This window comes from Kitasatospora sp. NPDC023176 (assembly GCF_055560495.1).
Window position 1 is genome coordinate 125,993 of record NZ_JBVHIP010000013.1, and the last position, 22,671, is coordinate 148,663.

Below are 22,671 nucleotides of genomic sequence, written 5' to 3' on the forward strand. Positions count from 1 at the left end.
GCCGCCGTACCGTGGAGGCGCCCCGACCGAACGGCCCGACCGAACGGCCCCGACAGAACGGTCCCGCCCATGCCCGGCCCCGGCCAGCGCCCCTTCGTCCTGCTGAGCGCCGCCGTGTCGCTCGACGGCCACCTCGACGACGCCTCCCCCGACCGCCTGCTGCTCTCCAACGCCGCCGACTTCGACCGGGTCGACGAGGAGCGGGCGGCCGCCGACGCGATCCTGGTCGGCGGCAACACCCTGCGCGCCGACAACCCGCGACTGCTGGTCAACGACCCCGCCCGGCGGGCCGCCCGGGTGGCGGCCGGGCGGCCGGAGCACCCGCTGAAGGTGACGCTCAGCGCGAGCGGCGCGCTCGACGCCGACCTGCGCTTCTGGCACACCGGCGGCGCCAAGCTCGCCTACACCACGACGGCCGGGGCGGCGGTGCTGCGACCCCGGCTCGACGGGCTGGCCGAGGTGGTCCCGCTCGGCGACTCGGTGGACCTCGGCGCGGTGCTGGACGACCTGGGCGCGCGCGGGGTGCGCCGGCTGATGGTCGAGGGCGGCGGCGGGGTGCACACCCAGTTCCTCGCCGGGGGCCTGGCGGACGAACTCCAGCTGGCCGTCGCCCCGCTGCTGGTCGGTCAGGACGGGGCGCCCCGGTTCGTCCGCCCGGCCGCCTTCCCGGGCGGGCCGGCCCGGCGGATGCGGTTGCTGGAGGCACGTACGGTGGGCGACGTCGTCCTGCTCAGGTACGCCCCGAAGGAGCCCGCGCCGTGACCCACCCCGCCGCCACCGACCTGGACCACCTGCGCCGGGCGGTCGAACTCTCCCGCCGCTGCCCGCCCTCCGGGACGGCCTTCTCGGTCGGCGCGGTGATCGTCGGCGCCGACGGCGAGGTGCTGGCGGAGGGCTACAGCCGGGAGGCGGACGTCCACGACCACGCCGAGGAGGCGGCCCTGGCCAAGCTCCCGGCGAACGACCCCCGACTGCGCGGGGCGACCGTCTACAGCAGCCTGGAGCCCTGCGGCCAGCGGGCCTCGCGACCGGTGCCGTGCGCCCGGCTGCTCATCGCGGCGGGCGTGCCGCGGGTGGTGGTCGCCTGGCGGGAGCCGGACCTCTTCGTCACCGACTGCCAGGGCACGGCCCTGCTGGAGGCGGCCGGCGTCGAGGTGGTGGAGCTGGCGGAGCTGGCCGCGCAGGCCCGGGCGGTCAACGCCCACCTGCTCCCGTGATCTTTTGTATCATTTAGAAACAAAGAGCTCGCCTTCGCCGGCTCGTCGCCGCCATTCTCCCTCCCAGGAGCAGCCCCATGACCGCCGCCCCCGTCCGGCTCACCGCCCGCGCCCTCCTGCTCGACATGGACGGCACCCTGGTCAACTCCGACGCCGTGGTCGAGCGCTGCTGGACCCGCTGGGCCGAGCGGCACGGCCTCGACCCGGTCGCGGCGCTCACCGTCGTCCACGGCCGCCAGGGCCACGCGACCATGGCCGTCCTGCTGCCGGACCGCCCGGTCGAGGTCAACCTCGCCGAGAACGAGCAGATGCTCGCCGAGGAGCGCGCCGACACCGAGGGCGTCGTCCAGGTCCCCGGCGCCGACGCCTTCCTCGCCTCACTGGCCGGCCTCCCGCACGCCCTGGTCACCTCCGCCGACCTGCCACTGGCCCAGGTCCGGATGGACGCCGCCGGCCTGCCGATGCCGCCCGTCCTGGTCACCGCCGAGTCCGTCGGCGCCAGCAAGCCCGACCCCGAGGGCTTCCTCAAGGGCGCCGCCGCCCTCGGCTTCGCCCCCGCCGACTGCCTCGCCTTCGAGGACTCCGGCGCCGGCATCGCCGCCGCCCGGGCGGCCGGCATGCGCGTCATCGGCATCGGCCCCCGCGCCGCCGCCCACCACCCGGACGCCCTCGCCCCCACCCTCGACGCCGTCACCGTCACCACCACCCCCGACGGCACCCTGACCGTCACCGTCCAGGCCTGACCGGACCCGCCGAAGGGGCCGGACTGCACCCGGAGTCCGGCCCCCGGCACGAGAGTTGCGGCACCCGCCAGACGCCGCGGCAGAGTTGCCACCACACAGCCGCGACCCGCGGAAACGCTGATTCCGAGGGCCCGAGTCAGCACGGATCAGCGCCGTGACAGCACGCCAGGACCGGAAATCAGTAGTGGTAGCGGGCCGCCAGGACGATGACTTCCCGGTCGGTGACCAGATAGACGAGGCGATGCTCGTCGTCGATCCGCCGCGACCAGGCCCCTGGCAGGTGGTACTTCAGCGGCTCGGGCTTGCCGATCCCGGTGAACGGATCGCGCAGGACGTCCTCGATGAGCTTGTTGATCCTCGCGAGCATCTTGCGATCGTTCGTGAGCCAGGACGTGTAGTCCTCCCAGCCCTGCTCTTCGAAGACGAGCCTCACTCGACACCCCGCCCGGCATCAGCCGAGTCGGGGTCGATGAGTGTGCGCTCGGAGAGCCCTGTGCCGTTCAGCGCATTGTCGTACGCCTTCAGCAGGCGACGCGCGTTCGCCGGCGAACGCAGGAGATAGGAGCCCTCGCGCAAGGAGGCGTAATCCTCGGCCGAGACGAGCACGGCATTTCCGTGCTTGGACACGATCTCGATGGCGTCATGATCCTCGTTGACCTTCTTGATCAACGGGAAGAGATCCCTGCGGGCCTCGCTCGCGGTGATGGACATGGCGCATACCCCCTTCGGCGAGTGGTACCGAATAAGGTACCACTCAAGCGAGCGCTTCCGGGTGGATAGACAGCCGATGCAGGCTCTCGCACGTCAGCACCAAGTCAGCACGGAAATGACGAGAGGGCCGGACTCCTGGAATCCGACCCTCTCCGACCTGCGCACTTGCCACGTCACGTGACATGCAGCAGTGGTCTGATCACACGTTGAAGCGGAACTCCACCACGTCGCCGTCCTGCATGACGTACTCCTTGCCCTCGATCCGGGCCTTGCCCTTGGAGCGGGCCTCGGCGATGGAGCCGGTCTCGACCAGGTCCTGGAAGGAGATCACCTCGGCCTTGATGAAGCCCTTCTGGAAGTCGGTGTGGATGACTCCGGCGGCCTCGGGGGCGGTGGCGCCCTTCTTGATGGTCCAGGCGCGGGTTTCCTTGGGGCCGGCCGTGAGGTAGGTCTGCAGGCCGAGGGTGTCGAAGCCGACCCGGGCGAGGGTGGCCAGGCCGGGCTCCTCCTGGCCCATGGCCTGGAGGAGTTCGAGGGCCTCGGCGTCGTCGAGCTCGATCAGCTCGGACTCGATCTTGGCGCTGAGGAAGATCGCCTCGGCCGGGGCGACCAACTCGCGCTGGGCGTTCTTGAAGTCCTCGTCGGCCAGCTCGTCCTCGTCCACGTTGAAGACGTAGAGGAAGGGCTTGGCGGTCAGCAGGTGCAGCTCACGGATCGGGGTGGTGTCGAAGCCGGCCTCGAAGAGGGTCTTGCCGGTCTCCAGGACCGCCTGCGCGGCCTCGGCGGCGGCCAGCACGGAGGCGGTCTCCTTCTTGAGGCGCGCCTCCTTCTGGAGTCGCGGCAGGACCTTCTCGATGGTCTGGAGGTCGGCCAGGATCAGCTCGGTGTGGATGGTCTCGATGTCGTCCTTGGGCGACACCTTGCCGTCCACGTGCACCACGTCCGGGTCGGTGAAGGCGCGCACGACCTGGCAGATCGCGTCCGACTCACGGATGTTGGCGAGGAACTTGTTGCCCAGACCCTCGCCCTCGCTGGCGCCGCGCACGATGCCGGCGATGTCGACGAAGTCCACGGTGGCCGGGAGGATGCGCTGGGAGCCGAAGATCTCGGCGAGCTTGGCCAGCCGCTCGTCCGGGACGCCGACGACACCGACGTTCGGCTCGATGGTGGCGAACGGGTAGTTGGCCGCCAGCACGTCGTTCTTGGTCAGGGCGTTGAACAGGGTCGACTTGCCGACGTTCGGCAGGCCGACGATTCCGATCGTGAGCGACATGAAGCGCAGTCCCGTGGGCTTGGAGGAGTTGGGTCGGCACCGTACGGGCCGACCCCCAAGTCTACGGGCAGCGCCCCCGGAGCCTCACTCCTCGGTCGGCGCGGGCAGCGGCTCCAGGAACTCCAGCCGGTTGCCCAGCTTGTCGGCGGCGTAGAAGCGGCGGTGACCGGGGTGGTTGTCGTCCCAGATCACCTCGTGGCCATGGGCGGTGAGCCGCTCGGCCAGGGCGTCCAGGGAGGTCACCAGGATGCCCGGGTGGCCCTTCTTGGCCGGGCGGAAGTCCGGGGTGACGCCGAGGTGCACCTCGACCCCGCCGCCGCGGAACCAGCAGCCGCCGCGGGCCGCCAGCACCGGCGGCTTCGCCAGTTCCGTCATCCCGAGCACGCCGGACCAGAAGGCGCGGAACTCGTCCTCGGCACCGGCCGGGATGTCGAGCTGGACGTGGTCGAGGCGTTCGAAGGTGAATGCGGCGGTCATCGCGGTCCCCGTACGGTCATCAGATGATCATGGTGAGTCGACTCGGCCGAGCAGGTCAGCCCCTTGAGTGACGATCACAGGAGTACGCCTTCCGGGGACACGGGACAAGACCTGAACGGTCCATTACACAGTGTGGCGATGATCGGACCGTACGTTGGGCGGGTGGAGCAGAGCATCCGTACCCAGCCGCCAGGGCCCAGACGCCGTCCGTCGAGCGGCGCGGCCCCGGCCGCCGTCCCCGGTCCCGGCCGGGCACCCGAGAGCGCCGGAGCCCCCGCGGCTCCCCCCTCCCGGCTGCGCCCGGTGGCCGACCGGCCCGCCCCCCGGCCGTCCCCCAAGCGCCGGCTGCGGGTCTACGGGCGGCGGCGGACCGGCCGGCCGACCCGGCTGACCGCGATCGGTACCGGCGTGGTCGCGGTGCTGGCCACGCTCGCGGTGGCCGGCCTGGACCGGCTGCTCTTCGACGACCTCGGCTGGCTGTTCGGCCTCGGTTACCTGGTGGTCTGCTTCCAGCTGGCCGTCCGGGTCCGCTACGCCGACCTGCTGGCCGCCCCGATCAGCGGGCCGATCGCCTTCGCGCTCGGCCTGCTGCTGCTCGCGCCGGTCACCTCCTCGGGCGTCACCGCCCAGGTGGTGGCGCTGGCGACCGGGCTGGCGCTGCGGGCCGGCTGGCTGTTCTCCGGCACCGGGCTGGCCGCGCTGATCGTGCTGGCCCGCTTCGTCGCCCAGCGCCGGATCCGCCGCTCCCGCTGACGCCCCGGCGGGCGGGCCTCAGCCCGCCGCCCGGGCCGCCGCCATGGCGGCCCCGACGATGCCCGCGTCGTTGCGCAGCTCCGCCGGCACCACCCGCACCCCGCGGTCCTTCAACAGCGGCAGGAACCTGTCGTGCTTGCGGCTCACCCCGCCGCCGATCACGATCAGCTGCGGCGAGAACAGCATCTCCACCAGGTCCAGGTACTCGTCGACCCGCCCGGCCCACTGCTCCCAGCTCAGGTCGTGCCGGTCCTTCGCGGCCGAGGAGGCCCGGCGCTCGGCGTCCTTGCCGCGCAGTTCCAGGTGGCCCAGCTCGGTGTTGGGCACCAGCGTGCCGTCGACGAAGAGCGCGCTGCCGATGCCGGTGCCGAAGGTGAGCACCAGGACCACGCCCGGCTCGCCCCGCCCGGCGCCGTGCGCGGTCTCGGCGAGGCCGGCCGCGTCGGCGTCGTTGAGGACGGTCGCGGGGAGGTCCAGCGCGTCGCGGAACATGCCCGCGGCGTCCAGGCCGATCCAGCCCTTGTCGACGTTGGCCGCGGTCCGGGTGCGGCCGCCGACCACCACGCCGGGGAAGGTCAGCCCGACCGGGCCCTGGTGGTCGAAGTGCCGGACCACCTCGCGGACGGCGGCGACCACGGCCTCCGGCTCGGACGGCTGGGGGGTGAGCACCTTGTGCCGTTCCTGGGCGAGTACGCCCCGGGCGAGGTCGACCGGGGCGCCCTTGATGCCCGAACCGCCGATGTCCACGCCGAATACCGCCGTCATCGCTCCACCCTCCGCCGTCCGGCCGCGGACCGGCTCGTCCACAGCCTGTGCACAAAGTTACGAGAGCCGGGGCGGGGGCGCACCGCAACGGGCGGACGCAACGGGCGGACGCAAAGGACCCGGTGCCCGCACCGGGCACCGGGTCCGACGCGGACGGACTCTAGAGCTTGCCCGCGGCCTCGGCGCGCAGGTCGCGGCGCAGCTCCTTGGGCAGCGAGAAGGTCAGGTGCTCCTCGGCGGTCTTGACCGTCTCGACCGTGTCGTAACCGCGCGCGGCCAGGAACTCCAGCACCCCGTCGACCAGGATCTCCGGCACCGAGGCGCCGCTGGTCAGGCCGACCGTGGTGACGCCCTCCAGCCAGGACTCCTGGATCTCCTCGGCGAAGTCGACCAGGTGGGCCGCCTTGGCGCCGTACTCCAGGCCGACCTCGACCAGGCGGACCGAGTTGGAGGAGTTCTTGGAGCCGACCACGATCAGCAGGTCGGTCTCCGGGGCCAGCTGCTTGACCGCGACCTGGCGGTTCTGGGTCGCGTAGCAGATGTCGTCGCTGGGCGGGCTGACCAGCGCCGGGAAGCGCTTCTTCAGCTCGCCGACGGTGGCCATGGTCTCGTCCACCGACAGCGTGGTCTGGGACAGCCAGACGATCTTGGACTCGTCCCGCACCTCGACGTTGGCGACGTCCTCGGCACCGTCCACCAGGTGGATCCGGTCCGGGGCCTCGCCCATGGTGCCGATGACCTCCTCGTGGCCCTCGTGGCCCACCAGCAGGATGTCGTAGCCCTCGTCGGCGAAGCGCACGGCCTCCTTGTGCACCTTGGTGACCAGCGGGCAGGTCGCGTCGACGGTGGCGAGCTTGCCGGCCCGCGCCTCGTCGTGGACGGCCGGGGCGACGCCGTGGGCGGAGAACACCACGATCGAGCCCTCGGGCACCTCCTCCGTCTCGTCGACGAAGATCGCGCCCTTCTTCTCCAGGGTCTGCACCACGTACTTGTTGTGGACGATCTGCTTACGGACGTAGATGGGCGCCCCGTACTGCTCCAGGGCCTTCTCCACGGCGATCACGGCGCGGTCGACACCCGCGCAGTAGCCCCGGGGGGCGGCGAGCAGGACACGGCGCTGCGCGGTGTTGGACATGGCTCCATCGTACGGGCGGCCGGGAGCCCCGCCGCCCGGGCCGGGGAGCCGCGCCGACAGCAGGCACTTTCCGGTCGAAATCAGTCGGAACTGCTCAAATGTGGTGTCTATGAGCGCTGTGAGCGAGCAGCCGACGCCGAGCGGCCTGCGCCGCACCCTGGGCGTCCGCGATCTGATGGTCTACGGACTGCTGTTCATCGCCCCGATGGCCCCGGTCGGCGTGTTCGGCGTGCTGGACGCCAAGAGCCACGGCGCCGTCGCGACCGTCTACCTGGCGGCGACGGTCGCGATGGGCTTCACCGCCTTCTCGTACGCCCAGATGGTGCGCGCGGTGCCGCAGACCGGCTCGGTGTTCGCCTACGCGCGGGCCGGGCTGGGCGAGGGGCCGGGGTTCATCGCCGGGTGGATGGCGATGCTCGACTACCTGCTGATCCCCGCGGTGGCCTACCTGTTCTCCGGGATCGCGCTGCACTCGCTGGTGCCGGAGGTCTCCCGCTGGTTGTGGACGGCGGTCGCCGTGGTGGTGACCACGGCGCTCAACCTGATCGGGGTGCGTACGGCGGCCACGGTCGGCTTCGCCGTGCTCGCGCTGGAGATCACGGTACTGGTGGTGTTCGTGGTCGCGGCCACGGTGGTGCTGGCGCAGGACGGCGCGCGGCGCGGCTGGGACACCCCGTTCACCGCCGTCGGGGACTTCTCGATGACCGCGGTGCTCTCCGCGGTGTCCGTCGCGGTGCTCTCCTACCTGGGCTTCGACGCGATCGCGACCTTCGTCGAGGAGGCCGTCGGCGCCTCGGCGGCGGTGGCCCGGGCGGTGCTGTGGTGCCTGGCGCTAGCTGGGGTGCTGTTCGTCGCCCAGACCTACCTGGCGGCGGTGCTGGAGCCCACCACCCCCCAGCGGCTGGCCGCCGACCCGGCCGCCCAGGGCTCGGCCTTCTACGACACCGTGGAGGGCGGCGTCGGCCACTGGCTGCACGTACTGGTGGCGGCCGGCAAGGCGATCGGCGCGGCCTTCGCGGCGCTCGCCGGGCAGGCCGCGGCCGGGCGGCTGGTCTTCGCGATGGCCCGGGACGGGCGGCTGCCGCGCCTGCTCGGCTCGGTCGACCCGGCCAGCGCGGTGCCGCGCCGGGCGCTGCTGGCGGCCGCGGTGGTCACCATGGCGGCGGCGGTCTGGGCGGCCGAGCGGGACGACGGGCTGGACCAGCTGACCTCGGTGGTGAACGTCGGCGCGCTGACCGCCTTCGCGCTGCTGCACGCCTCGGTGATCGGCTGGTACACCGTCCGGCACGGATCGCGGGACCGGCTGCGGCACCTGGTCGTCCCACTGCTGGGGATCGCGGTGATCGGCGCGGTGGTCTACGAGGCCTCGACCACCGCGCAGCTGGTCGGGCTGGTCTGGCTGGCGGTCGGCCTGGTGGTGCTCGGCGTGCAGGGCGGTACGGCGGACGGTGTCGGCGGGCGCCGCTAGCCTCGTACGCATGGCCAACTCCAGCTCCCCCGAAGCCCCGCTCCCGGTCGGCAAGGTCTCCGCGCTGATCGGCGGCTGGATCGACCGGCTCGGCGCGGTGTGGGTCGAGGGGCAGATCACCCAGCTCAGCCGCCGCCCCGGCGCGGGCGTGGTGTTCCTGACCCTGCGCGACCCGCAGGCCGACGTGTCGCTCACGGTGACCTGCTTCCGCTCGGTGTTCGACCAGGTCGCGGACGTGGTGCAGGAGGGCGCGCGGGTCGTCGTGCACGCCAAGCCGGAGTGGTACGCGGCGCGCGGGCAGCTGTCGCTGCGGGCCTCGGAGATCCGGCCGGTGGGCCTGGGCGAGCTGCTGGCCCGGCTGGAGCAACTGAAGCGGCGCCTGGCCGGGGAGGGGCTGTTCGCGGAGGGGCGCAAGCAGCGGCTGCCGTTCCTGCCCCAGTGCATCGGGCTGGTCACCGGGCGCGGCTCGGCGGCCGAGCGGGACGTGCTGGAGAACGCCCGGCGGCGCTGGCCGGCCGTGCGCTTCGAGGTGCGCAACGTCCCGGTGCAGGGGGTCAGCGCGGTGGAGCGGGTGAGCGCGGCCGTCCGGGAGCTGGACGAGCACCCCGAGGTGGACGTGATCATCGTGGCCCGCGGCGGCGGCAGCGTGGAGGACCTGCTGCCGTTCTCGGACGAGGGGCTGGTGCGGCTGGTCGCGGCCGCCCGTACGCCGGTGGTCAGCGCGATCGGGCACGAGCCGGACCAGCCGCTGCTGGACTTCGTCGCCGACCTGCGCGCCTCCACCCCGACCGATGCCGCCAAGCGGGTGGTTCCGGACGTCGGCGAGGAGCTGGCCAAGGTCCGCCAGCTGCGCGACCGGGCCCGTCGGCACGTGCGGTCCCGGGTCGAGCGCGAACAGCACGGGCTGGACGGGCTGCGCAGCCGCCCGGCGCTGGCCGCCCCGCACCGGATGCTGGACGGGCGCGGCCAGGAGGTGGAGGGTCTGCTGGAGCGGGCCCGGCGCACCCTGCGGCACCGGCTGGACCACGCCCAGAGCGACCTCGGGCACACCCTGGCCCGGGTGGTCGCGCTCTCCCCGGCGGCCACCCTGGAGCGCGGCTACGCGGTGCTGCAGCGGGCGGACGGCTCGGTGGTGACGGACCCGGCGCAGGTCGTGGCCGGGGAGGGGCTGCACGCCCGGGTGTCGGGCGGCGGCTTCGACGTCACGGTGGCCCCGGAGGAGCGGGGTCAGGAGGAGCGGGGTCAGTAGGAGCGCTGCCGGACCGGTTGGGGCGCGTCGGCGGGGACGGCGGGTCGTACCTCGGTCATGCGACGGCGACCAGCGCCGCGCACCGCCGGGTGCACCCGGGTTTCGGCCCGTGGAAGCCCTTCCTGTCGGCGCCAGCCCCTACGCTGGCACGCATGGCAGAGCAGCAGGAGCAGCAGGACGCGGCGGCACCGACGACCCCGGACGACGCGCTGGGCTACGAGCACGCCCGGGACGCGCTGCTGGACGTGGTCCGGCAGCTGGAGAACGGCGGCACCTCCCTCGAGGAGTCGCTGGCGCTGTGGGAGCGCGGCGAGCAGCTGGCGAAGGTCTGCCAGCGCTGGCTGGACGGCGCGCGGGCCCGGCTGGACGCCGCGCTGGCCGCCGAGGAGGGCGAGGCCCCGGGCGGGGAGTGATCCCGCTCGGGTCACACCGAGGCGGTTGTGAGGCAAGTCACAATCGCTTGGGGAATCGTTGAATCTTCACCTATGTTGGAAGAACTGATCGGCCGCGCCGGTCACACCGACGACCCCCCCTCCCGCATGAGGTGCAGAAGCATGACCACCGACGCCCTGGTACTCGACGCCGCCGCCCAGGACCTGCTGTTCCGCGAGGCCCGCACCGCGAACACCTTCACCGACGAGCCGGTCACCGAGGAGCAGGTCCAGGCCATCTACGACCTGGTCAAGTACGGCCCGACCGCCTTCAACCAGCAGCCGCTGCGCGTCGTCCTGGTCCGCTCCGCCGAGGGCCGCGAGCGTCTCGTCCAGCACCTGTCGGACGGCAACAAGGCCAAGACCGCCGCCGCCCCGCTGGTCGCCATCCTGGCCGCGGACAACGAGTTCCACGAGGAGCTGCCGACCCAGTTCCCGCACTTCCCGCAGGCCAAGGACGTGTTCTTCTCGGAGCGCTCCGCCCGTGAGTCCTCCGCCGCGCTGAACGGCGCCCTGCAGGCCGCCTACTTCATCATCGGCGTGCGCGCCGCCGGCCTGGCCGCCGGCCCGATGACCGGCTTCGACGCCGAGGGCATCAACAAGGAGTTCTTCGGCGACGGCGAGCACTCGGTGCTGGCCGTGGTCAACATCGGCAAGCCGGGCGAGGACGCCTGGTTCCCGCGCTCCCCGCGCCTGGCGTACGACGAGGTCGTCACCACGGTCTGATCGCGCCCCGCGACGGCGAAGGGCCCGCACCGGTTCGTCCGGCGCGGGCCCTTCCGCGTCCGCGGGCCGGGGCGCTACTTGAGCGCCTGGGCCAGCTCGGCCAGCTCCTCGTAGGAGGCGGTGCCGGTGATCAGGGTGGTAGCCGAGCCGGTCTGGACGGCCAGCGCGCGGGCCTTCTCGCCCTGCACCCGGTCCCAGGCGTGCCCGGCGGCGTCCGAGGTGCCGTCCGGCTGGGCGCCCTCGACCTTGTCGGCGAGCAGCTTCTCGCGCGGGACGTCGGCCTGCTCGACCGCCGCGTACTGGCCGGAGGGCGTCACGAAGCCCAGGTGCCAGGCGTTTCCCTTGCCGTTGTTGATGCCAGCCGGCGTGTAACTGACCGAGGTGGCCCGCCACTTGTCGGACAACCCCTCCGGGGAGAGCAGCGGATAGGGCGCGGCGCGCTTCGCCGAGGCCGCCTCCACCTTGTACGAGACCACGTGCACCGGATCGCTGTTCGCGTCGTGCGGGAGGAACAGGTAACCGATCCAGACGACGAAACCGACCGCCAGCATCGACAGGACCATGTCCCGTACGGTCTGCCGACCCCTCATGCCCTTGCTCTGTGCAGCCACCCCCTCATGGTGACTCATCCACATTCCGGCGGGTCCACCCGGGGTGTGCACGTACGGGTGAAGCGGGACGAACCGGTGGTTTCCGCCACAGGGTGGCGACCTGCGCCACAGACAGTCATCTCATGGGCAGATACGATCGCACTACCCTCACCACGGCGTTCGACCAGGCAGTAGTCGGGCGCTCACTGGCCGTCGCGTACAGAGAGGTAACGACGATGACCACGCAGTACCCGCACCACCTTCCCAGCGCCCTGGAGGTCGCGCCCGAGGCTCCGGACCGGAACCTCGCGCTCGAGCTCGTCCGGGTCACCGAGGCCGCCGCTATGGCCGCCGGCCGGTGGGTCGGCCGGGGTGACAAGAACGGGGCCGACGGTGCCGCCGTGAAGGCCATGCGCACCCTCGTCTCGACCGTCTCGATGAACGGCGTAGTCGTCATCGGCGAAGGCGAGAAGGACGAAGCCCCGATGCTCTACAACGGCGAACGGGTCGGCGACGGCACCGGCGCCGAGTGCGATGTCGCGGTCGACCCGGTGGACGGCACCACGCTCACCGCCAAGGGCATGAACAACGCGGTGGCCGTGCTGGCCGTCGCCGACCGCGGCACCATGTTCGACCCCAGCGCCGTGTTTTACATGGACAAGCTGGTGGCCGGACCGGAGGCCGCCGACTTCGTCGACATCACCGCCCCGCCGGCCGTCAACATCCGCCGGGTCGCCAAGGCCAAGGGCAGCGCCGTCGAGGACGTCACGGTGGTCGTGCTCGACCGCCCGCGCCACGACGACCTGGTCCGGCAGATCCGCGAAGCGGGCGCCCGGATCAAGTTCATCTCCGACGGCGACGTGGCCGGCGCCATCATGGCCGCCCGCGAGGGCACCGGCATCGACCTGCTGATGGGCGTCGGCGGCACCCCCGAGGGCATCATCGCGGCCTGCGCGATGAAGTGCATGGGCGGCGTCATCCAGGGCCGACTGTGGCCCAAGGACGAGGCCGAGCGGCAGAAGGCCCTCGACGCCGGGCACGACCTGGACCGGGTGCTCACCACCAACGACCTGGTCAGCGGCGAGAACGTGTTCTTCGTCGCCACCGGCATCACCGACGGCGAGCTGCTGCGCGGCGTCCACTACCGCTCGGAGACCGCCACCACCAGCTCGCTGGTGATGCGCTCCAAGAGCGGCACGATCCGCGAGATCAACTCCGTCCACAAGCTGTCGAAGCTGCGGGCCTACAGCGCGATCGACTTCGACCGGGCCAACTGACCCGGACGCGGACGCTTCGGCGCGCGGCCCCGGCGGAATCCCCCTCCGCCGGGGCCGCGCGGCGTTTCCGGCCGCCGTCACGGCGCCGGCTGCGGCACCGGTGCCGCTCGCGGCCGGGGTACCGGACCGGTCTTCGGCCCGGCGTCAACCGGCTATCCGGCGCCCGGCCGTGGCCACCCGGGCCGCCTCGCGCAGCTCCGCGTCCCGGCGCCGCCGCCGGGCCAGCACCACCCGCCGCTCGGCCGCCGTCAGCCCGCCCCAGACCCCGTACGGCTCCGGCTGGGCCAGCGCGTGCTCACGGCACTCCAGCAGCACCGGGCAGCGGGCGCACACCTGCTTGGCCTGCTCCTCCCGCGACAGCCGGGCCGCCGTAGGCTCCTTCGAGGGCGCGAAGAACAGCCCCACCTCGTCCCGCCGACAGGCCGCACCGGTGTGCCACGGATTGTCCTCGCCCGCGGCCGAGCCCTGGGAGCCGCCCGGGGGTTGCGGCTGCGGGCGGACGTCCGGCCGGCGCTCCAGCACCTGGGCGGCGGCGACTGGCGAGGTGGTGCGGGACTCGATCGGATGCAGCACGGCCGTACTCCTGACGAGGCTCTCGGACACGGGGAACCTCGCTCCCCTGCCGGCTGCGAACCCCCGCTGTCCAACGCCCGGGACGGCCGCTGGGCCGCCTCCGGTGCACAGCCGTACAAGAAGCGATGTGCGGAAGGAACTACCCCGCCCGGCCGCGATTCATGCACACTGCACGCAATCGACTACGGAGTGCTCCGGGCACAACGCCGCGTGCCCGACCGGGAGTTGATTCCCAACCGGGCACGAGACAGGTCAATTCGGGCTATTCCGCACCGAGTTGCTTGCGGACCCACTCCTTGAGCTTCTTGCCCCGGCGCGGCTTGGCGTTGCAACCCCCGAACAGGGCAACGCCCTTGACCCGTACGACCGGAGCGTACGGATCCGCCGCGGTCTGCTCCCGGACGTCGAACCCGCCGAAGATGCCGACCCCGGATCCGAGCAGGCTCACGTTCTCCGGCACCCGGATCTCGACCCCGCCGAAGATCGCCGTCACCGTGATCTCCACCTCGGGGGACTCGAAGACGGCGTCCGAGAGGTCGATCTCCACCCCGCCGAACGCGGTGAAGGCCGTCAGGTGCGAGCCCACCCGCCAGCGGCCCTTGCGGGCGGCGCCGCCGAAGATCGCCACCACCGACGGGGCCTCGTGCCGCGCGGGCGGCAGCGGCCGGGCCGCCGCGGGGGCCGGCGCCGCGGCGTCCAGCGGCGGCTTGTCGAAGGACACCGACCGGTGGGCCGGGAGGTCCCTGGTCAACGGGACCAGGTCACCGAAGGTCTTGGCGGCGTACGCGGCCCCGATCCGCTCGGCGTGCTCGTCCGCGTCCAGCCGGCCCTCGGCGTAGGCGTCCCGCAGCAACTCCGCGATCCGCTCGCGGTCGGCGTCCGAGACCCGCATCTCGGCCTGCGCCACCGGGGCGTTGGCCTCGGGCCTCGGCTGGGGCGTCAGTTCGGGCTTGGCCAGGGGTACGGGCGCCGGCACCGTCGGCTGCCCCGGGTCGTCCTGTGACGGCGAGTTGTCCACGGCCCAAGCCTAGTCGCTCGCACTGCAGCCCGAGTGAGCCCGGTCACGCAAGGCTGACCTGTCCGCAGGCGTCCCGCCGGCGGGTCCTACCCTGGATGGTGCTTCGCCGACGCAGCCGGACCACTGGACCCCTAAGGACCGCCCCGATGGCTCCCACGCCAGACTTCGAGTACAGCGACCTGCTCCCCCTGGGCGCTGACCCGACCCCGTACCGCAAGCTCACCTCCGAGGGTGTCTCCACCTTCGAGGCCGGCGGCCGCACCTTCCTCCAGGTCGAGCCCGAGGCGCTGCGCCTGCTCACCGCCGAGGCGATGCACGACATCTCCCACTACCTGCGCCCCGCGCACCTCGCCCAGCTGCGCCGCATCCTGGACGACCCGGAGGCCAGCCCCAACGACCGCTTCGTCGCGCTCGACCTGCTGAAGAACGTCAACATCTCGGCCGGCGGCATCCTCCCGATGTGCCAGGACACCGGCACCGCGATCGTCATGGGCAAGCGCGGCCAGTCCGTGCTGACCTCCGGCGCGGACGAGTCCGCCATCGCCCGCGGCGTGTTCGACGCGTACACCAAGCTCAACCTGCGCTACTCCCAGATGGCCCCGGTGACCATGTGGGACGAGAAGAACACCGGCAACAACCTGCCGGCCCAGATCGAGCTGTACGCCACCGACGGCGACGCGTACAAGTTCCTCTTCATGGCCAAGGGCGGCGGCTCGGCCAACAAGTCGTACCTGTACCAGGAGACCAAGGCCATCCTGAACGAGGCCAGCATGCTCTCGTTCCTGGAGCAGAAGATCCGCTCCCTCGGCACCGCCGCCTGCCCGCCGTACCACCTGGCGATCGTGATCGGCGGCACCAGCGCCGAGTTCGCGCTCAAGACCGCCAAGTACGCCTCGGCGCACTACCTGGACAGCCTGCCGACCTCCGGCGACGCCAGGACCGGCCACGGCTTCCGCGACCTGGAGCTGGAGGCCAAGGTCACCGAGCTGACCCAGAAGATCGGCATCGGCGCCCAGTTCGGCGGCAAGTACTTCTGCCACGACGTGCGCGTGGTCCGGCTGCCGCGCCACGGCGCCTCGCTGCCGGTCGCGATGGCCGTCTCCTGCTCCGCCGACCGCCAGGCGCTCGGCAAGATCACCGCCGAGGGCGTGTTCCTGGAGCAGCTGGAGACCGACCCGGCGAAGTACCTGCCGGACACCACCGACGAGCACCTCGACGACGACGTGGTGCGCGTCGACCTCGACCAGCCGATGCCCGCGATCCGCGCCGAGCTGTCGAAGTACCCGGTCAAGACCCGGCTCTCGCTCACCGGCACGCTCGTCGTCGCCCGCGACATCGCCCACGCCAAGATCAAGGAGCGCCTGGACGCCGGCGAGGGCATGCCCAAGTACCTCCAGGACCACCCGGTCTACTACGCCGGCCCGGCCAAGACCCCCGAGGGCTACGCCTCCGGTTCCTTCGGCCCCACCACGGCCGGCCGGATGGACTCCTACGTCGACCAGTTCCAGGCGGCCGGCGGCTCCATGGTCATGCTCGCCAAGGGCAACCGCAGCAAGCAGGTCACCGACGCCTGCGCCGCCCACGGCGGCTTCTACCTCGGCTCCATCGGCGGCCCGGCCGCCCGCCTCGCCCAGGACTGCATCAAGAAGGTCGAGGTGCTGGAGTACGCCGAGCTCGGCATGGAGGCCGTCTGGCGCATCGAGGTCGAGGACTTCCCGGCCTTCATCGTCGTCGACGACAAGGGCAACGACTTCTTCCGCGAGACCACCGAGGGCCCGCTGATCACCAACCTGCGGGTGCGCTCCAAGGAGTAGCCGCTCCCGGTCCCGTCCCGCCGCCCCGGTCGCGCCCGCCGCGCCCGGGGCGGCGGCGTTCCGGCGGCAGCGGCGTCCGCGCGGCGCTCAGGCGTCGAAGTCGTACTCCAGGACGTAGGAGGCGGCGTCCAGGATCATCTCGTTGAGCTCGACGACCTGCCCCTCGTCGGCGAAGGCGGTGCGGCAGATCAGGATGACCGGGGTGCCCGCGGAGAGTTCGAGGCGGGCCGCCTCCTCGCCGCCGGGCATCCGGGAGCGGACCTCCTCGCGGAAGTGCACGGGCTTCGCGCCGATCTCGGCCAGCCGGGCGTAGGTGCCGCCGGGGCCGGTGTCCTCGCGGGTGATCGCGGTGCCGGCGACCAGGACGGCCGGCAGGTAGGAGGTGGAGAGCAGCACCGGCTTGCCGTCCAGGACGAAGCGGCGGTGCCGCACGCACATCGGGACGCCCGGCTCCACCCCGAGCACCCGGGCCACGTGCTCGGGCGCGCCCCGCTCGGTGACCGACACCTGGTCGACCACCAGGCTGCGGTTGTCGATGTCCGCGGACCATATCGACCGGCCGGAGCCCCACTGCCCCTGCGCCAGCCGCTGGATGCCGCGCCGGCGCAGCGGCCGGAAGTCCCGGACGAACACCCCCGAACCCCGGCGGGCCTCCGCGATGCCCTCGCTCTGCAGCACGCCGAGTGCCTGGCGGGCGGTCATCCGGGCCACGCCGTACTCGTCCATCAGGTCGTTCTCGCCGGGCAGCCGGTCGCCCGCGCGGTAGTGGCCGGCGTCGATGGCCGCCTTCAGGGAATCGGCGATCCGCTGGTACTTGGGCTGCTTGTCGCCACTGCTGCCGGTCATCGCCGCTCCCTCTCCCTCGGATGAATCGTAGGCGCGCCCGCGGCCGCTGATAAGGAGATACGACCGTTGACATCTCTAGAGATATTAGCTTCTCTAGAGATGCTGGCCAGTCGCCTACCAGAGCGAGGAGCAGCACGGTGAGCACTCGACAGCACGACGCCCGGGCCTACCGGCCACAGGTGGGCGAACTCGTCCTCGACCGCAGGACCGGACGCACCGGCATCTACATGGGCACCATCGGCGGCGAGCACTACCTGCGCCCCGAGCACGGCGGCCGCGAATGGACCGCCGAACCGAACGACGTCTCACTGGCCCCCGAGCCCCGCGATTCGGCCGAATCCGATCAGCCTCGATAATTGCGGCAAAACCACGCAAACCACGGCATTCGAGGCGCCGGTAATCTTCCCGGTGAATCCGGAATTCCGGAACGCTTCGGGGGCGCCGCCCGAGCACGTTACGGATGATCCCGGTCACCATGCGTACGTCGCGGACGGGAATCGGCCACCGATGGACCCGCACACGAATTGGCGCGCACATCACGACAGTGCCCCCGTGCCCGGACGGGGGCACGGGGGCACTCGGCCGGAACGGCTTATGGGTGGCCCAGGATGATGCTCGCGAAGGCCCCCGTGGCAGTGGCCACGTAGCCGGCAGTCACGACAACGGTCGACACGGCGACCACAGCAACCCGACGAAGCTTGCTCATGCAACCCCTCCAACTCCTCAGGCCCGCCCGCTGGCGAACTCGAGTTCGATCCTACGCTCCGTCAGATCCGACACCCCGGAACTGCCGCCAAGTGCCCCCGCACCCGGACGAAGGCGCGGGGCCGTCGGCTGGAACGGCTTACGGGTGACCGAAGATGATGTTCTCCGGCTCGTACGTCTTGCCCGGCTCGCCGGTGGCCGGCGCGTTGGGGTCCTCCGCGCCCTCACCACCGAACAGGTCGTTCTCTATCGCCGTCTTCTGCGCGTCGGAAGGCGCGGCGTACTCGGATGTGTTCGAGGAAGCGGTCACCGCGCCCTCGACAGCCTTGCCCGCCTCCACAGCGGTGGCCGGGGCCTCGGTCTTCGTCCCGTTGCCGGGAGTCGACGGCACCGGGGTCTCGCTCTGGTCATTGGCCATTGGGCGGCCGCCTTTCGGTCATCAAATGCGTTCAGCCCGACCTCCGTGGCGCGGGCGCGGGGACAGTATCGTAGGGTTGATTAAATGTCCGATAAACATCGTGCGACTTGCGGGGCGATCCGACAGAGTCTGGCGTCCGCCTAAGCTGAACCACTACGGCGGACCGCCGAGCGCCCATTTCGCGGAATCGACACCACAGGCCACCGGGGGACTTCATGCAGTTTCGGGAGACGCCGCAGACCCCTGCGCTGCGCTTCCAAGTCCTCGGTCCGGTCCAGGCCTGGCTCGACGGCAAGCCCCTCTCCCTCGGCTCCCCCCAGCAGCAGGCCGTTCTGACCACCCTGCTGCTGCACTCCGGGCGCCCGGTCACCACGCAGGACCTGGTCGACGCGCTCTGGGGCGAACGCCCCCCGACCCAGGCCGTGGCCGCGCTCCGCACGTACGTCTCCCGCCTGCGGTCGGTCATCGAGCCCCGGCGGGAGGTGCGTCGCCCCGCCGAACTGCTGGTCTCGGTCGCCGACGGCTACGCCCTGCGGATCCCGGGCGAGGCCCTCGACCTGTCGGTCTTCGAGCGGCTCTCCGCCGAGGCCGCGACCGCCCGCACCTCGGGCGACAAGCGCGAGGCGCACCGACTGCTGGCGCAGGCGCTGGACCTGTTCAGCGGCCGCCCGCTCACCGGCATCCCCGGTCCGTACGCGGACGCCCAGCGACTGCGGCTGGCCGAGCGCCAGGTCGCCGCCGCCGAGGAACTGTGCGCCGCCGCTCTCGACGTCGGGCTGCACGCCGAGATCGTCGTCGAGCTCAACAACCTGACGGCCGAGCACCCGCTGCGCGAGCGCCTGCGCGAGCTGCTGATGCTGGCGCTGTACCGCTGCGGACGCCAAGCGGAGGCGCTCGGCGTCTACACCGACACCCGCAAGCTCCTGATCGAGGAGCTCGGAGTCGAACCGGGCGTGGGCCTGTCCTCGATACACAACCGCATCCTCGCGGCCGACCCGGCACTCACCCTGCCGGCCGCCCCAGCTCCCGCCACGCACGAGGACGGCCCGGCCACTCCTCCCCCTCCGGCTCAACTCCCGGCTGACGTTTCGGACTTCAGCGGCCGCTCGAACCTGGTGAGCGACTTGTCCGCGGTCCTGATGAACGCCACCGGCCAGGCTGTGGTGGTCACCTCACTGGCGGGCATCGGCGGCGTCGGCAAGACCACCCTCGCCGTGCACGTCGCCCACCGCGTCCGGTCCGAGTTCCCGGACGGGCAGCTGTACGTCGACCTGCGCGGAGCCGGTGCCTCCCCGGCTGATCCGGTGGCCGTCCTGGGTGACTTCCTGCACACGCTCGGGGTCACGGAGAGCCCCGACTCGCTCGAACAGCGCGCCGCGCTCTACCGCTCTCTGCTCGCCAGCCGACGCATGCTGATCCTGCTCGACAACGCGCGCGATGCCGAGCAGATCCGGTCGCTCATCCCCGGGGTCTCCGGCTGCGCCGTGCTCGCCACCAGCCGCTCCCGGCTCGCCGGCATCCCGGGCGCCCAGTTGTTCGACGTCGAGGAGCTGACCCCGGACGAAGCCCTCGCGCTGTTCGCCGCCATCGTCGGCGAGCACCGGGTCACCGCCGAGCCCGAGGCGGCCATGAAGGTGGTCACCGCCTGCGGGTTCCTGCCGCTGGCCGTCCGCATCGCCGCCGCCCGACTGGCCAGCCGCCCGCGCTGGAGCGTCTCCGATCTCGCCAGTCGGTTAGCGGACCAGCGCCGACGGCTGGACGAGCTTCAACTGGGCAACCTCGCCGTGGAAACCACCATCGGGCTCGGCTACGGGCAGCTGTCCGTCCCCGAGGCCCGTGCCTTTCGGCTGCTCGCCCTGATCGACTCCCCCGACGTCCCGCTGGCAGCTGCCGCGGCGCTGCTCGGCGTGGACGAGAACACCGCCGAGGACCTCGCCGAGTCGCTGGTCGAAGCGAACATGCTGGAGTGCTTCACCCCCGGCCGATACCGCTACCACGACCTCCTCCGGCTCTACGCCCAGCGGAAGAACGAGCGGATCGGGGACACCGAGGAGCAGGAACGAGCGGTCCTGCGGCTGCTCGACCTGTTGATCCCGACCGTCCGCAACGCGTCCCGGACCATCGAACCGGACGACGCGGAGCCGGAGCTGCTGACCACGCCCTCCTCCCCGGGGATCGGCATGCCGACCAGCGCCTCCGCTCAGAACTGGCTCCGAACCGAGGGCGCCCTGTTGCTGAGCGCCATCGCCGCGGCGGCGAACGGGCCCCATGCCTCGCAGCACGCGGCGATCGACCTGCTGATCCTGCTCAACGGTCTCGGCCCGGTCCCGGCGCACGGCCCCCGGGTGCGCCCGATCCTGGAGACCGTCGGGCGCGAGGCCGAGCGTCGCGGCGACTCCGCCGTGCTCGCCCGCGTGCACTTCGCCCTCGGCGCCCTGCACTACGTCACCAGCGACTTTCCGGGCGCTGAGCAGTCACTCCGCCGCAGCCTCGACCACCAGGCGCCGAACGAGCCGACCGTCCTGCTGTTGGCCACGGCCAACACACTGGGCGTGATCCTCAGCATGGGCAACCGCCCGGGCGAGGCCCTGCCGGTCCTGGAACAGGTCCGCGCGACCAGCCGGGCGGTCGGCACGGCCATGGGCGAAGCACGGATCGTCAGCAACATCGCCCGGGTCCAGCACCGGCTCGGCATGATCGAGACAGCGATCGAGTCCGCCAACGACGGCGTCGCCGCCGCCCGGGCGTCCAAGAACGGGCCCCTGCTCGCCCAGACCCTCTACCAGCTCGGCGTGGTGCTCTCCGGCGGCGAGGCCGTCCCGCACCTGAGGGAGGCCCACCAGCTGTACCACGCCCAGCAGAACTCCCTGTGGGAGGGCTACACCCTGGCCCGCCTGGCCTCCGCCCTGCTCGCCGCCGACGAGCACGCCGAGGCGGCCGAGGCCGCCGGTCAGTCACTCGCGATCGGGCAGGACATGGACTCCGCCTACTGCCAGGGCCTGGCCAACGCCGCGCTCGGCGAGGCGTTGCTCGCCCTCGCCCAGCCGGCCCGTGGGCTCGCCTGCCTCCAGGAGGCGTACGCGATCTTCACGCGGCTCGGTGTGCCGGAGGCCTCCCCCGTGGCGGACCTCATCTCCCGACAGCACACCGAGCCCTTCTCTTCTCCCCCCGCGCCGTGAGGCCTCCGCTCCCCCTCGGAGCACCTCCCCCGATCCGCGCGTCGGCGCTCCCGCAGCCCCCCGGCTGCGGGAGCGCCCTCAACGCTTCCCCGGCGCTGGATCCCACTGTGCACCCCACCGATTGACGTTCGATAAACGTCCGATTGTCAGCCTGCGGATCGGCGAAACCGCAGGTCAGCGCCGCAACCCCGGCGCGCTGTGCGGCGTGCGGGCCCGGCCGCACCACCCGGCCCGCACCCCCGTGCTTCCGCGGACCCGGTCCACATCGGCCCAAGCATGACGAGTTGGCCGGAAAGGGACCCCATGGCGCAGTGATCGCGCATATTCTCAGATGCCAGTACGCACACGAGTGTCTGCCGGCAACGTGTCGGGGTGCAGGCCGTCTGTGTGATGCGGGGAGCGTGACGTACCGCCACCGGCAGCGGCCCAGGAGGCTGCGGAGGAGCCGACCGGAGGCCACGGGTGGAAGGGTGCCTCTCAACGTGACGACCGGACAGATATCCGACGCGTTCCCCGTCGGCGAGGACGCCGGCGACGACGGGCCCGACGTGCGACGACGCCGGGCGGCCCGGGCCCTCCAGGCGGTCGCGTTCGACACCATCGGCGCCGGGTACGGCGAGGCCTTCCCGGCCAAGGACGGCCAGCTGGAGTGCGGCCGGCAACTGCTCGCCGAACTCGAGCCGGGGGCCCGGGTGCTGGACGTGGGCTGCGGCACCGGTGAGCCGACCGTCCGCCAGCTGACCGCCGGCGGGCTGCGGGTGACCGGCATAGACCTCTCGGACGGGATGCTCACGCTGGCCCGGCAGACCCGGACCGCGGGCCCGTACCCGGCCGAGTTCCACCGGATCGACCTCTACGATCTGGCCACCGAGCGCGCCGACCGGGTCTGGGGCGCGCCCGGACTGGGGCCCGCGGGCCGCGGCGCCTTCGCCGCCGTCACCGCGTTCTTCTCACTGATCCTGCTGCCGCAGGACGAGATCCCGACCGTGCTCGGCCGGCTGCGCCAACTCCTGCGCCCCGGCGGACTGCTACTGCTCGGCATGGTCGAGGCGGACCTGGATCACGTTCCGCTTCCGTTCCTTGGCAGAGAGCTGCGGATCAGTGGGTATCTGAGGGAGGATCTGGAGCGGGTTCTGGTCGCGGCCGGTTTCGTCGTCGAGGAGTGCTCGGGGCATCCGTACGCGCCGGCCAGTACCACGCTGCCGCCGGAGGAACAGCTGTTCCTGTGCTGTCGACGCGTCGGCTGACCGACCAGCGGGCTGGAACGGCCCACCGCCCACACCTCCAGACCACACCGAATCCA

22 protein-coding genes and 1 pseudogene are annotated in these 22,671 nt (G+C 72.1%); 12 read left to right on the plus strand and 11 right to left on the minus strand.

From position 1 onward, the window contains the following. The first annotated feature begins 69 nt into the window (after positions 1-69). Positions 70-1,217, plus strand: a pseudogene (locus tag ACZ3YL_RS19860) (dihydrofolate reductase family protein). Positions 1,218-1,294: 77 nt separating this feature from the next. After that, complete coding sequence (locus tag ACZ3YL_RS19865) at positions 1,295-1,960, plus strand: HAD-IA family hydrolase (protein ID WP_188309616.1); 666 nt, start codon at positions 1,295-1,297, stop codon at positions 1,958-1,960. Between the two features lie 178 nt (positions 1,961-2,138). On the opposite strand, the gene ACZ3YL_RS19870 is transcribed toward ACZ3YL_RS19865, so the two are convergent. The 4 genes from ACZ3YL_RS19870 to ACZ3YL_RS19885 form a co-directional block, all read right to left on the minus strand. Next, positions 2,139-2,393, minus strand: coding sequence for a Txe/YoeB family addiction module toxin (locus ACZ3YL_RS19870; RefSeq protein ID WP_188309615.1), 255 nt, complete (start codon positions 2,391-2,393; stop codon positions 2,139-2,141). Next, entirely contained in the window at positions 2,390-2,671 is a 282-nt protein-coding gene (locus ACZ3YL_RS19875) for a type II toxin-antitoxin system Phd/YefM family antitoxin (RefSeq protein WP_188309614.1), read from the minus strand. Before ACZ3YL_RS19875 ends, ACZ3YL_RS19870 begins: the two co-directional genes overlap by 4 nt. A 199-nt stretch (positions 2,672-2,870) precedes the next feature. Continuing rightward, on the minus strand, positions 2,871-3,944 hold the full coding sequence (ychF, locus tag ACZ3YL_RS19880) for a redox-regulated ATPase YchF (protein ID WP_188309613.1): 1,074 nt from the start codon (positions 3,942-3,944) through the stop codon (positions 2,871-2,873). An 84-nt stretch (positions 3,945-4,028) separates the two neighbouring features. Beyond that, the gene (locus ACZ3YL_RS19885) at positions 4,029-4,421 is read right to left on the minus strand and encodes a VOC family protein (protein WP_465658754.1); all 393 of its coding nucleotides are present in this window, start codon (positions 4,419-4,421) and stop codon (positions 4,029-4,031) included. 162 nt (positions 4,422-4,583) lie between these two features. Between ACZ3YL_RS19885 and ACZ3YL_RS19890 the strand changes: the two genes are divergently transcribed. Further along, positions 4,584-5,174, plus strand: a complete 591-nt coding sequence (locus ACZ3YL_RS19890) for a DUF6542 domain-containing protein (RefSeq protein ID WP_465658756.1) — start codon at positions 4,584-4,586, stop codon at positions 5,172-5,174. Between the two features lie 18 nt (positions 5,175-5,192). Here the strand turns inward: ACZ3YL_RS19890 and ppgK are convergent, their stop codons facing one another. Further along, positions 5,193-5,939 carry a polyphosphate--glucose phosphotransferase gene (gene ppgK, locus ACZ3YL_RS19895; RefSeq protein WP_188309610.1) on the minus strand — a complete coding sequence of 249 codons (747 nt, stop codon included), beginning with the start codon at positions 5,937-5,939 and terminating at the stop codon, positions 5,193-5,195. 160 nt (positions 5,940-6,099) lie between these two features. Continuing rightward, positions 6,100-7,074: a 4-hydroxy-3-methylbut-2-enyl diphosphate reductase gene (locus ACZ3YL_RS19900; RefSeq protein WP_188309609.1), complete on the minus strand. Its 975-nt coding sequence runs from the start codon at positions 7,072-7,074 to the stop codon at positions 6,100-6,102. A 109-nt stretch (positions 7,075-7,183) separates the two neighbouring features. Here ACZ3YL_RS19900 and ACZ3YL_RS19905 point away from each other — a divergent pair, with 109 nt between their 5' ends. The 4 genes from ACZ3YL_RS19905 (at position 7,184) to ACZ3YL_RS19920 (ending at position 10,948) form a co-directional block, all read left to right on the plus strand. Beyond that, a complete protein-coding gene (locus tag ACZ3YL_RS19905) occupies positions 7,184-8,542 on the plus strand; it encodes an APC family permease (RefSeq protein WP_188309608.1) in 1,359 nt (452 codons plus the stop codon). Between the two features lie 10 nt (positions 8,543-8,552). Then, entirely contained in the window at positions 8,553-9,791 is a 1,239-nt protein-coding gene (xseA, locus tag ACZ3YL_RS19910) for an exodeoxyribonuclease VII large subunit (RefSeq protein WP_188309607.1), read from the plus strand. A 152-nt stretch (positions 9,792-9,943) separates the two neighbouring features. Next, entirely contained in the window at positions 9,944-10,204 is a 261-nt protein-coding gene (locus tag ACZ3YL_RS19915) for an exodeoxyribonuclease VII small subunit (RefSeq protein ID WP_465658759.1), read from the plus strand. A gap of 141 nt (positions 10,205-10,345) precedes the next feature. Further along, entirely contained in the window at positions 10,346-10,948 is a 603-nt protein-coding gene (locus ACZ3YL_RS19920) for a malonic semialdehyde reductase (protein WP_188309605.1), read from the plus strand. 74 nt (positions 10,949-11,022) lie between these two features. Here ACZ3YL_RS19920 and ACZ3YL_RS19925 read toward each other — a convergent pair whose 3' ends face one another. Then, positions 11,023-11,559 (minus strand): DUF4245 domain-containing protein, encoded by a 537-nt coding sequence (locus tag ACZ3YL_RS19925; protein ID WP_317621492.1) that lies wholly within the window; start codon positions 11,557-11,559, stop codon positions 11,023-11,025. 215 nt (positions 11,560-11,774) lie between these two features. On the opposite strand from ACZ3YL_RS19925, the gene glpX reads away from it, so the two are divergent. After that, the gene (glpX, locus tag ACZ3YL_RS19930; protein WP_188309604.1) at positions 11,775-12,815 is read left to right on the plus strand and encodes a class II fructose-bisphosphatase; all 1,041 of its coding nucleotides are present in this window, start codon (positions 11,775-11,777) and stop codon (positions 12,813-12,815) included. Between the two features lie 144 nt (positions 12,816-12,959). Here glpX and ACZ3YL_RS19935 read toward each other — a convergent pair whose 3' ends face one another. Further along, entirely contained in the window at positions 12,960-13,388 is a 429-nt protein-coding gene (locus tag ACZ3YL_RS19935) for a WhiB family transcriptional regulator (RefSeq protein WP_317621491.1), read from the minus strand. 262 nt (positions 13,389-13,650) lie between these two features. Beyond that, positions 13,651-14,406, minus strand: coding sequence for a DUF1707 SHOCT-like domain-containing protein (locus ACZ3YL_RS19940; RefSeq protein ID WP_317621490.1), 756 nt, complete (start codon positions 14,404-14,406; stop codon positions 13,651-13,653). 146 nt (positions 14,407-14,552) lie between these two features. Here ACZ3YL_RS19940 and ACZ3YL_RS19945 point away from each other — a divergent pair, with 146 nt between their 5' ends. Then, the gene (locus tag ACZ3YL_RS19945) at positions 14,553-16,220 is read left to right on the plus strand and encodes a fumarate hydratase (protein ID WP_188309603.1); all 1,668 of its coding nucleotides are present in this window, start codon (positions 14,553-14,555) and stop codon (positions 16,218-16,220) included. Between the two features lie 87 nt (positions 16,221-16,307). On the opposite strand, the gene ACZ3YL_RS19950 is transcribed toward ACZ3YL_RS19945, so the two are convergent. Continuing rightward, a complete protein-coding gene (locus tag ACZ3YL_RS19950; RefSeq protein ID WP_188309602.1) occupies positions 16,308-17,066 on the minus strand; it encodes a GntR family transcriptional regulator in 759 nt (252 codons plus the stop codon). A gap of 137 nt (positions 17,067-17,203) precedes the next feature. On the opposite strand from ACZ3YL_RS19950, the gene ACZ3YL_RS19955 reads away from it, so the two are divergent. Next, positions 17,204-17,422: a hypothetical protein gene (locus ACZ3YL_RS19955; RefSeq protein WP_465658763.1), complete on the plus strand. Its 219-nt coding sequence runs from the start codon at positions 17,204-17,206 to the stop codon at positions 17,420-17,422. A 488-nt stretch (positions 17,423-17,910) separates the two neighbouring features. Here the strand turns inward: ACZ3YL_RS19955 and ACZ3YL_RS19960 are convergent, their stop codons facing one another. Continuing rightward, positions 17,911-18,189 carry a hypothetical protein gene (locus ACZ3YL_RS19960; protein WP_188309600.1) on the minus strand — a complete coding sequence of 93 codons (279 nt, stop codon included), beginning with the start codon at positions 18,187-18,189 and terminating at the stop codon, positions 17,911-17,913. Positions 18,190-18,404: 215 nt separating this feature from the next. Here ACZ3YL_RS19960 and ACZ3YL_RS19965 point away from each other — a divergent pair, with 215 nt between their 5' ends. Together ACZ3YL_RS19965 and ACZ3YL_RS19970 are read left to right on the plus strand one after the other, a co-directional pair. After that, complete coding sequence (locus ACZ3YL_RS19965; RefSeq protein ID WP_465658765.1) at positions 18,405-21,368, plus strand: AfsR/SARP family transcriptional regulator; 2,964 nt, start codon at positions 18,405-18,407, stop codon at positions 21,366-21,368. Positions 21,369-21,850: 482 nt separating this feature from the next. After that, positions 21,851-22,615 carry a class I SAM-dependent methyltransferase gene (locus tag ACZ3YL_RS19970; protein ID WP_465658767.1) on the plus strand — a complete coding sequence of 255 codons (765 nt, stop codon included), beginning with the start codon at positions 21,851-21,853 and terminating at the stop codon, positions 22,613-22,615. The last annotated feature ends 56 nt before the right edge of the window (positions 22,616-22,671 follow it).